The sequence below is a fragment of the Aromatoleum diolicum genome, assembly GCF_012910955.1.
GTDB classification, from domain to species: Bacteria; Pseudomonadota; Gammaproteobacteria; order Burkholderiales; family Rhodocyclaceae; genus Aromatoleum; species Aromatoleum diolicum.
The window spans coordinates 1-6,385 of the sequence record NZ_WTVQ01000082.1; the positions used below are offsets into that span (position 1 = coordinate 1).

Below are 6,385 nucleotides of genomic sequence, written 5' to 3' on the forward strand. Positions count from 1 at the left end.
CGACTACGCCTACGTGCTCGAGACCGGCGAGATCGCGATGGAAGGGCCGGCCAAGCAGCTCGCCGACGATCCGCGCGTCATCGAGGCCTATCTCGGCCTGGGGGGCAAGCATCAGGACAAGCTGGCCAAGTAAAGGCACATCACCCGGGCCGGGCGGGCGCTCATGCCCGCCCGGTTGCCGCCACCCCACCGCGCGCCGTATCGACGGTTATCCCGGTGGCCGGCAAAGCCGCTCGCCAGACTGTCTCGTGGTAGATTGAGTTCGCCTGAAATCTCCACTCCCCCGATGCTGCATTCGCTGTTCAACCCCGCAGGCCCATCCCGACAGCTCACGCGCTCTATCCGGCACCAGTGGGCCGTCGCGGCCTTGTTCGGCTTGGCCTATCTGCTGCTCGACCGCGCGAGCTTCCTCCACCCGATGCCGGGCTTCAATGTCACACCGTGGAACCCGCAACCGAGCCTGGCCATTGCCTTCCTGATGGTCCTGGGGTGGCGCAGGATTTGGGTGGTTTTCCTGACATTGGTGATTGCGGAACTCACCATCCGCGATTCACAGCGCTCGCTGGCCGCGGCACTGATGGTCGCGAGTGTCCTGTCGGCCGGATATACGGCCATTGCGGCAACGCTGCGGGGCAGGCTGCGGATTGCCATCTCGCTGCGCCGCCGCGGCGACGTGCTGCGCCTGTTGTGGGTGGTGGCAGGGGGCAGCTTCATCATCGGTGCCGTCTACGTCGCGGCGCTCGCCGTCATCCGCGGAGAGACTGCCGGGATGCTGGAGGCGTGGCTGCGCTTCTGGATCGGCGATACGGTCGGCATCGTGGTTTTCCTGCCGCTGCTGCTGATGATGCTCGACGGGGTGCGGCGCGCGCAGATTTTCACGTTGCTCCGCAACCGCGAAATGGTGTTGCAGATCGCAGCGATCCTGGTGAGCCAGTGGGTCGTCTTTACCGTGTCCGGCGACGCGCAGTTCAAGTATTTCTACGTGCTGTTCCTGCCGCTGATCTGGATCGCCGCGCGCCACGGCATGGCCGGCACGGCGCCGGCGATGATCCTGTTGCAGGTCGGCGTCATCATTGCGATGGAAGCATCCGGGTTCAGCTCGCTGAGCGTGTTCGAGCTGCAGGGCTTGCTGCTGGCGCTGGCGATGACCGGTTTCTTCGTCGCCGTGACGGTCGACGAGCGGCAGCGTGTCTCGGACGATCTGCGCCGCACCCTCAAACTCGCCGCCGCGGGGGAAATGGCGGCCGCGATCACGCACGAGCTGAACCAGCCGCTGACCGCGCTGAACAACTATGCCCGCGCGTGCCAGCTGATCGCGCGGTCGCCTTCCGCCGAGATGCAGGACAGCCTGCTGCCGACGCTCGACAAGATCTCGTCCGAGGCACGCCGTGCCGGCGATGTCATCCGGCGCTTGCGTGATCTGTTCAAGGGCGGTGTCGAGGGGCGCGAATGCGTCGAGGTCGGCGCGATCGTCGCCGACATGGTCGCCGGTTCCCGGGCGCAATTCAGCACGCTGCGTTTCGACTTCAACGTCCCGACTGCGCCGTTGCGGGCGCACGCGGACCGGGTTCAGCTCGAGCTCGTGCTGCGCAATCTGCTGCAGAATGCGATCGACGCCCTGTGCGACGTTCGCGATGGCACGATCGCCGTCTGTCTGCGCGAGGAGAACGGTTTTCTGCGCGTCGATGTCAAGGACAATGGCCCGGGGATCGCGCCTGACCGCCTGCTGACGCTGTTCGAGCCCTTTGTTACCGACAAGGCCAATGGCATGGGTGTTGGTCTGTCGGTGAGCCGCGCCATCATCGAATCGCACGGCGGAGAACTGATCGCGGAGGCCGGCCCCGGCGGCCGAGTCCATTTCACCTTGCCCTGCCTGAAACCGTCTGCCCATGAACCCGATTGACGAGCGACTGTGCGTATTCCTGATCGACGACGATCCGGCGGTGCGTGATTCCCTGTCACTGCTGCTCGGCATCAAGGGCTACAAGACGCGGATGTTCGACAGCGCCGAGGCCTTCCTGATGGCCGCCGCGAAGGGCGGTCGGGCGTGGGCGGGATGCGTCGTCACGGACATCCGCATGCCGGGCGTGTCCGGGCTCGAACTGCAGCGCCTCGCCGGCGAAAGGGGCATGGCGCTGCCTTTCGTGATCATGACCGCCCACGGGGATGCCGCGTGCGCCCGGCAGGCGTTCCGCCAGGCGGCCATCGATTTCCTCGAAAAGCCCTTTGACGATCAGGATCTGATCGCCGCGATCGAGCAGGCTTTCGCGTGCGAGCGGCAGCGGCTGCTCGCCGACCTGCACGGGCAGACAATGGCGGGCAAGCTCGCCCTGCTGACGGAGCGTGAGCGAGAAGTCTGTGATTTGATGATCCAGGGCTTGTCGAATCACGAGATCGCCGCGCGTCTCGGCATCAGCCACCGCACCGCGCAGGTGCACCGTGGCCGGGTGATGCAGAAGATGGAAGCCGAATCGCTCGCCGGCCTGATCGCGGCGTGCCGCGAATCCTAGCGCGCCGATAAGCGAATCCGCGTACGCCACACGCCCAATTTTCAGCATGTCGCGGACTCGTTAATCTCCGCCGCAAGGAGATTAGCCCGCATGCCGAATTTCAAGCTCCTGATCTATCCGGAGCTGCACCGCATCCCGGAGCGCGAACGCGACGCCGCGCTTGAAGAAGCACGCGGCACCGATTTTGACGGCATCGAACTGGCCGGGATCGCATTCGGGCTGCTGCTGACCGCCGGGGTAACGCGCTATGTCGCCCCGGACGGAATTTCGCAGCGGATCGAAGTATTTCTCGCCAATTTTCTCGTCGCCGTCCCGCTGCTCGCCATCGTCGCCGGACCGCTCTTCATCCGGCGCACGCGCCGCGGCCTGCAGCTCTACCTCGAACATCACCCAAACACGGAGCACATCGCTGATGACTGGAGAGACTGCTGTGCAGTGGATTGCCGCTGGCCTGTTCGCGCTCGCAATCATTCATACCTTCTCGACCAAATTCTTCGAGCAGCTCGCGCATCGCCACCCCGAGCATGCGGGCGTGTTTCATCTCATTGGCGAGATCGAGGTGGTGTTCGGCCTGTGGGCGATGGTCCTCATCGTCGTGATGGCCGTGCTGATCGGCCAGGCTGACGCCATTGCGTACCTCGACAGCCGCAACTTCACCGAACCGATGTTCGTTTTCGCGATCATGGTGATCGCCGGCAGCCGCCCGATTCTCCGGTTTGCGCTGTGGTGCGTGCGCCAGCTGGCGAGTTTCATCCCCGTGCACCGGAACGTCGCGTTCTTCTTCGTGACGATGTCGCTGGTGCCGCTGCTCGGTTCCTTCATCACCGAACCCGCCGCGATGACGCTCGCGGCGATGATCCTGCGGGACAAGTTCTTCGCGCACGGCATCTCGAACCGGCTCAAGTACGCGACGATCGGCACGCTGTTCGTGAATATCTCGATCGGCGGCACGTTGACTCCGTTCGCCGCGCCGCCGGTGCTGATGGTCGCCGGCACCTGGGGCTGGGACGTCTGGTTCATGATCGCCACCTTCGGCTGGAAGGCGACGATCGCGGTGTTCTTCAATGGCTTCGTGCTCACCTCGGTGTTCCGCCGGGAGCTGGCCCGCCTCGACACCACCAGCAAGGCGACTGCCGAACGGGTGCCGTCGTTCGCCGTCGTCATCCATGTGCTGTTTCTCGCCGGCGTCGTGGCCTTTGCCCACCATCCCGCGGTGTTCATGGGGCTGCTGCTGTTCTTCCTGGGTTTTGCCACGGCCTACAAGCAGTACCAGGACCGATTGATCCTGCGCGAAGGCCTGCTGGTGGCGTTTTTCCTGGCGGGTCTGGTGGTGCTCGGCGGGCAGCAGCAGTGGTGGCTGCAACCCTTGCTGACCGGGATGGATGCGACGACCGTGTATTTCGGCGCCACCGCGCTGACCGCGGTGACGGATAACGCCGCCCTGACCTACCTCGGCTCGCTGGTTCAGGGGCTGTCGCCCGAGTTCAAATACGCGCTGGTCGCCGGTGCCGTCACCGGCGGCGGTCTCACCATCATCGCCAATGCACCGAACCCGGCCGGCTTTGCGATTCTGCGCGGGCATTTCTCCGACGAGGCGATTCATCCCGTCGGATTGCTGTTCTCGGCGCTACCGCCGACCCTGGTTGCGATCATCGCGTTCCAGGTGTTATGAGGGAGGCGAACATGAGCTTGCTCGACGAAGTGCTGCTCTGGTTCTCGACGCTGTCGACAAGCTTTGCCTTTCTTCTCGCGCTCCCCTTCGTGATCGCGTTTGTATCCCTGCTCAAGGATGCGGTCGAGCAGCGCAACAAGAAGGGGCGTGAGTAGCCTCCCGTCCCGGCGCGCCAGACGGGGTGCCGGACGCTATCGGGATCTTCGGGTGTCCGGGACCGCTCAGGTGCTTTCGCCGAGCACGCGCTGGAAAACCGCGAGATCGCCGGCAGAGAAGCAGCAGAAGATGACGTCCGTCACGGTGGGGAATTCCTGCACCGTCGACCGGACGGCCGCGACCGCCACCTTTGCCGCCTCCTCGATCGGATAGCCATACACCCCGGTGCTGATGCTCGGGAACGCGATCGTCGCCGCGCCGTTCGCCGCCGCGAGTTCGATCGAGCGGCGATAGCACGAGGCGAGCAATGCCGGCTCCCCGCGTGTGCCGCCGTGCCACACCGGACCGACGGTATGGATCACCCAGCGTGCCGGCAGGCGATAGCCCCGCGTTAGCTTCGCGTCGCCGGTCGGGCAGCCGCCGAGCTGGCGGCATTCCTGCAGCAGTTCCGGCCCCGCGGCACGATGGATCGCACCATCAACGCCACCCCCGCCCAGCAGCGAGGAATTTGCGGCGTTGACGATGGCATCGACCTGGAGCGTCGTGATGTCGGCTTGAAGCGCGCGAAGGGTGGTGCTCATGGTGCAAGGTCCTGTTGCGGGAATTCGGCGAACCCCTCAAAAAAACCTTAGCCCCTGGGTGAGGCGTCGGCAAGTTCGCTGCGCCGCAATGCCGGGCGATTAATGTTGCGGCGACAAGATTTGTAACTCCGGCGGCACGGAATCTTGAGATTCCCTTCACGCGAACTTCACATGCGGGCTTCCACAATGTGCGGCATGTCATATCGACATGCATACCGACTTTCACCGGAGATAAAGCATGAAAATTCGTCATCTCGTCCTCGCCGCCACCACCCTTAGCCTCGGCACCGCTGCGTTCGCCGGGCCGCAATGCACCGATACGCCCAAGACCGGCTGGCTGACCGAAGAAGCGATGAAGCAGAAGATTGCCGCAGACGGTTACACGATCGAGAAATTCAAGGTCACGGCCGGCAACTGCTACGAGATCTACGGCAAGAACAAGAACGGCCAGAAGGCCGAGGTGTATTTCCACCCGGTCGACGGCTCGGTCGTCAAGGCCAAGCAGGGCTGAGCGCCGGCATCGGAGGACATCGCCATGACAGCCGACAGAATCAGGGTCTGGGACATCCCCGTGCGGGTGTTCCACTGGGGGCTGGTGGCGATGTTCGCCACCGCCTACCTGACGTCCGATGACGCCGAGGCGCCACACTTGTGGGCCGGCTATGCGGCGCTCGCGCTGGTGGCGTTTCGCCTCGTGTGGGGCTTCGTCGGCAGTCGCCACGCGCGCTTCGCCGATTTCGTGCCGCGCCCTGCGGTGCTGCGCGACTACGTCGGTCGCCTGCTGCGTGGGCAGGAGCCGCGCCACCTCGGTCACAATCCGGCGGCGGCGGTGATGATCCTGTTCCTGCTGGCGATGGTCGGCGTGATCGGCGCCACCGGCTGGCTGATGACCACCGACTGGGGCTGGGGCAGCGAGGCGCTCGAGGAACTGCACGCGGGAGCGGTCAATCTGACCCTGTCTGCGGTCGCGCTGCATGTCGCGGCCGCGATCTTCGAGAGCGTCCGCCACCGCGAGAACCTGGTGCGCGCGATGGTCACCGGCTACAAGCGGCGCTGAAGCGTCGCCGCGCCGTCAAACCGCGACCGCCACATTGTGGCCGGCGACGACAAGCGTCTGCATCGTCCGGCACGCCTTTGTGCGATCGAGACCGTCACCAGGGAGCAGTGTCCGCGTAATCACGAGGAGCTCCGCGAGGGGCTTCCTTATCAAACCGTCGCGACGCGTTCGGCATCGGCCTGCCGGGCGGCAGCGATGTCACGCCGCAGGTTATCGCTCCAGATGAACTCGACGGGCGCATTGGCTGCGTGAGGCTTGCGGCACTGTCGGTCGTACGCGGTAGGCGCCTGTTCAAGTTCCTTCTCGTGGATGCTGCGGCGGTAGAAGAAGCCGATGTGCGGGTAATAGCCGCGGCGGATGATGTAGCCACCGCCCTCCCGCCGGGTCGCGGTCTGCGTCAGGATCACCG

At 64.9% G+C, this 6,385-nt stretch carries 10 protein-coding genes; 7 read left to right on the forward strand and 3 right to left on the reverse strand.

The genetic code is table 11. The features are described from left to right. From GPA25_RS23270 to GPA25_RS23280, 3 genes are all read left to right on the forward strand, one after another. Window positions 1-133 (forward strand): ABC transporter ATP-binding protein C-terminal domain-containing protein (locus GPA25_RS23270; protein WP_484463060.1); only part of this gene is annotated, 133 nt, incomplete at its 5' end. Window positions 134-256: 123 nt separating this feature from the next. Beyond that, window positions 257-1,903, forward strand: a complete 1,647-nt coding sequence (locus GPA25_RS23275; protein ID WP_169262782.1) for an ATP-binding protein — start codon at window positions 257-259, stop codon at window positions 1,901-1,903. Next, window positions 1,890-2,510, forward strand: coding sequence for a response regulator transcription factor (locus GPA25_RS23280; protein ID WP_169262783.1), 621 nt, complete (start codon window positions 1,890-1,892; stop codon window positions 2,508-2,510). Before GPA25_RS23275 ends, GPA25_RS23280 begins: the two co-directional genes overlap by 14 nt. Window positions 2,511-2,591: 81 nt before the next feature. Here GPA25_RS23280 and GPA25_RS23285 read toward each other — a convergent pair whose 3' ends face one another. Further along, complete coding sequence (locus tag GPA25_RS23285; protein ID WP_169262784.1) at window positions 2,592-2,897, reverse strand: hypothetical protein; 306 nt, start codon at window positions 2,895-2,897, stop codon at window positions 2,592-2,594. 25 nt (window positions 2,898-2,922) lie between these two features. Between GPA25_RS23285 and GPA25_RS23290 the strand changes: the two genes are divergently transcribed. After that, window positions 2,923-4,182, forward strand: a complete 1,260-nt coding sequence (locus GPA25_RS23290) for a putative Na+/H+ antiporter (RefSeq protein WP_169262785.1) — start codon at window positions 2,923-2,925, stop codon at window positions 4,180-4,182. A gap of 11 nt (window positions 4,183-4,193) precedes the next feature. After that, window positions 4,194-4,337 (forward strand): hypothetical protein, encoded by a 144-nt coding sequence (locus GPA25_RS23295; protein ID WP_169262786.1) that lies wholly within the window; start codon window positions 4,194-4,196, stop codon window positions 4,335-4,337. Between the two features lie 66 nt (window positions 4,338-4,403). Here GPA25_RS23295 and GPA25_RS23300 read toward each other — a convergent pair whose 3' ends face one another. Next, window positions 4,404-4,919 carry an O-acetyl-ADP-ribose deacetylase gene (locus GPA25_RS23300; protein ID WP_169262787.1) on the reverse strand — a complete coding sequence of 172 codons (516 nt, stop codon included), beginning with the start codon at window positions 4,917-4,919 and terminating at the stop codon, window positions 4,404-4,406. 238 nt (window positions 4,920-5,157) lie between these two features. Between GPA25_RS23300 and GPA25_RS23305 the strand changes: the two genes are divergently transcribed. Next, on the forward strand, window positions 5,158-5,430 hold the full coding sequence (locus GPA25_RS23305) for a PepSY domain-containing protein (protein ID WP_211163332.1): 273 nt from the start codon (window positions 5,158-5,160) through the stop codon (window positions 5,428-5,430). A 24-nt stretch (window positions 5,431-5,454) separates the two neighbouring features. Further along, on the forward strand, window positions 5,455-5,976 hold the full coding sequence (locus GPA25_RS23310; RefSeq protein WP_169262788.1) for a cytochrome b/b6 domain-containing protein: 522 nt from the start codon (window positions 5,455-5,457) through the stop codon (window positions 5,974-5,976). A gap of 149 nt (window positions 5,977-6,125) precedes the next feature. On the opposite strand, the gene GPA25_RS23315 is transcribed toward GPA25_RS23310, so the two are convergent. Next, the coding region (locus tag GPA25_RS23315; RefSeq protein ID WP_169262789.1) for a hypothetical protein at window positions 6,126-6,385 on the reverse strand (260 nt) is incomplete at its 5' end.

What these genes read in the sequence shown, in the direction of transcription:
- GPA25_RS23295 (WP_169262786.1), top strand. Translation starts at nt 4,194, where the DNA reads ATGAGCTTGCTCGACGAAGTGCTGCTCTGGTTCTCGACGCTGTCGACA.
- GPA25_RS23300 (WP_169262787.1), bottom strand. Translation starts at nt 4,919, where the DNA reads ATGAGCACCACCCTTCGCGCGCTTCAAGCCGACATCACGACGCTCCAG.
- GPA25_RS23305 (WP_211163332.1), top strand. Translation starts at nt 5,158, where the DNA reads ATGAAAATTCGTCATCTCGTCCTCGCCGCCACCACCCTTAGCCTCGGC.
- GPA25_RS23285 (WP_169262784.1), bottom strand. Translation starts at nt 2,897, where the DNA reads ATGTTCGAGGTAGAGCTGCAGGCCGCGGCGCGTGCGCCGGATGAAGAG.
- GPA25_RS23310 (WP_169262788.1), top strand. Translation starts at nt 5,455, where the DNA reads ATGACAGCCGACAGAATCAGGGTCTGGGACATCCCCGTGCGGGTGTTC.
- GPA25_RS23290 (WP_169262785.1), top strand. Translation starts at nt 2,923, where the DNA reads ATGACTGGAGAGACTGCTGTGCAGTGGATTGCCGCTGGCCTGTTCGCG.
- GPA25_RS23280 (WP_169262783.1), top strand. Translation starts at nt 1,890, where the DNA reads ATGAACCCGATTGACGAGCGACTGTGCGTATTCCTGATCGACGACGAT.